The sequence below is a fragment of the Leucobacter soli genome (genome assembly GCF_042659205.1).
In the GTDB taxonomy this organism is placed as follows: domain Bacteria; phylum Actinomycetota; class Actinomycetes; order Actinomycetales; family Microbacteriaceae; genus Leucobacter; species Leucobacter soli.
On the sequence record NZ_JBHSRW010000328.1, the window covers coordinates 1 to 1,876 of the forward strand.

General features: G+C 67.6%; 3 protein-coding genes. 1 reads left to right on the forward strand and 2 read right to left on the reverse strand.

Annotated features, from left to right (window positions below; genetic code table 11):
• Positions 1-311 (forward strand): glycerate kinase (locus ACFPZL_RS12765; RefSeq protein ID WP_382335731.1); only part of this gene is annotated, 311 nt, incomplete at its 5' end.
• Between the two features lie 100 nt (positions 312-411).
• Here ACFPZL_RS12765 and ACFPZL_RS12770 read toward each other — a convergent pair.
• The gene (locus tag ACFPZL_RS12770) at positions 412-1,053 is read right to left on the reverse strand and encodes a TetR/AcrR family transcriptional regulator (RefSeq protein ID WP_218115088.1); all 642 of its coding nucleotides are present in this window, start codon (positions 1,051-1,053) and stop codon (positions 412-414) included.
• An 84-nt stretch (positions 1,054-1,137) separates the two neighbouring features.
• Complete coding sequence (locus tag ACFPZL_RS12775; protein WP_382335733.1) at positions 1,138-1,674, reverse strand: HNH endonuclease; 537 nt, start codon at positions 1,672-1,674, stop codon at positions 1,138-1,140.
• Positions 1,675-1,876: the final 202 nt, after the last annotated feature.

Below are 1,876 nucleotides of genomic sequence, written 5' to 3' on the forward strand. Positions count from 1 at the left end.
GTCGCCGGCCGGATCGGTGCGCCGACCGACCGGACACTGCGGCGAGCTGTTTACAGCTGGCCGCTCTGCAACAGGTCGAGGACGCCCAGTCCGCCCAAGGGAAGGTCGTGTCGCTCGTGCAGCGGATCGCGGCCGAACGCGGCGTGCCCGTGGCACTGGTCGCCGGCCGGATCGGTGCGCCGACCGACGGCTTCGTCGCGGCACACTCGCTGCTCCGGCTGGCCGGCCAGGGGCAGGATCCGATGCGCGACGCCGAGGCCATTCTTCGCGAGGCGGGCCGCAGACTCGCGGTCGAGGTCGGCCGGGCGTAGGACGGGGATCGCGTCGAGCCGGCAGCGGCTCGCCGCAGTGTCCGGTCGGTCGGCTAGCTGAGTACGGCTCGCCGCTGTGCTCGGTCGGGCGTCGAGCTGTTTACAGCTGGCCGCTCTGCAACAGGTCGAGGACGCCCAGGCCGATCCCGTGCCCGCTCGCGTCGTCCGGCAGCGGCCGGCCCTGCTGCCGGCCGCCGGCCGCGGAGAGCGCCGAGATCCACGCCGCGAACACGGCGGTCGCGCGCGCCTGCGGCTCGAGGGATCCCGGCTCGTAGTCGCCGCGCTCGATCGCGTCCCGGGCGATGCGATCCATCTCGCGCATCCAGCGCTGCATCACGTGCCCGGCGACATCGGGGGAGCCGGAGTGCAGATGTTCCACCATCGGGTGGACGGGCGTGTCACCGTTCTCCGGATGGTCGGCACGTCCCGCCGCAGTGACGACCTGCAGGGCCTCGCGCACCGTGTCGGCGATGTGCTCGTCGATCGGGCGTTCGAGGATGGCATCGACGAACAGGTCGACCCAGCTGTCGAAGGCGGCCAGCATGATGGCGGCCTTCGTGGGGAAGTGCGTATAGATGGTGCGGACGGCGACATCCGCCAGTTCCGAGATGTCCTCGATGGAGGTGCCGGCATAACCGCGCTCGCCGAACAGCTGTTCGGCGGCATCGAAGATCTTGGCCCGGGTAGCGGCCTTCCGGCGCTCCTGGCGTGTACCGGGCCGAGCAGGGGGCTGCGCAACCATGTCTCCCACAATACGCAGGTTCCAGCTTTCTGCATAATTGCATGGCGTGTATTTATCAGGGATGAGGTGGAGGGATCGTTCTGCTCATTTCCGGCGGTTCGTGGACCACCGCTCGCGGGAGGCGCGCTCCTCGTCGTTCAGGACAGCGCGTACACGAACTTTGGAGCCTTTGGGTGCGTAGCGGTTTCGGCGACGTTCGAGACCGTGCACATACCACCAGGGCGGGAAGATGGCCGACTTGAGACGATTGTGCGAGGCGCAGAGCGCTTGGCCGTTGCTGATGACCGTCGGACCGCCCTTCGACCAGGGGATGACGTGATCGACCTCGGCGGCGACCGTGCTGCATCGGCCCCAGACGAAGAACCGGGGCGCCTCGCATCGTCCGCCGGCGCGCAGCATGACGGTTTCCTTGGCGGCGAACCGGAAGCCCCGCCAGGGGTCGCGCTTCGTGGAGTTCGGGCCCCGGCCGAGGATCGGAAAGGCGAGGATGACAAGGACGAGCAGCAGCAGGATCAGCCACCAGAGATTCGGAGCGAGGAACGCCCAGAATTGATCGGAGACCTCTGCGAAGACATCGTCGAGAATGTTGGCCCGGCGAGTCGTGCGGGCCGGTCCGAGCATTGAAGCGAGGAGGGTCGGCAGTGCATCTGCAGGGATGACCATCTGGTCAGACTACAATCCGACCGCAGCCGGGGTGCTGCACCCTTACGAGCCCGTCCCCGAGCCTGAACGCGTGGTCGGATCCTGGGTTACCGGCCAAAACGTGTGGATAGAACCCCGATCTAGCCGCATGATCACGCGGTAGAACAGACATTGTCATACC

Excerpts from the sequence above, each read along its gene's own strand:
- ACFPZL_RS12770 (WP_218115088.1), bottom strand. The coding sequence starts at position 1,053 with ATGGTTGCGCAGCCCCCTGCTCGGCCCGGTACACGCCAGGAGCGCCGG.
- ACFPZL_RS12775 (WP_382335733.1), bottom strand. The coding sequence starts at position 1,674 with ATGCTCGGACCGGCCCGCACGACTCGCCGGGCCAACATTCTCGACGAT.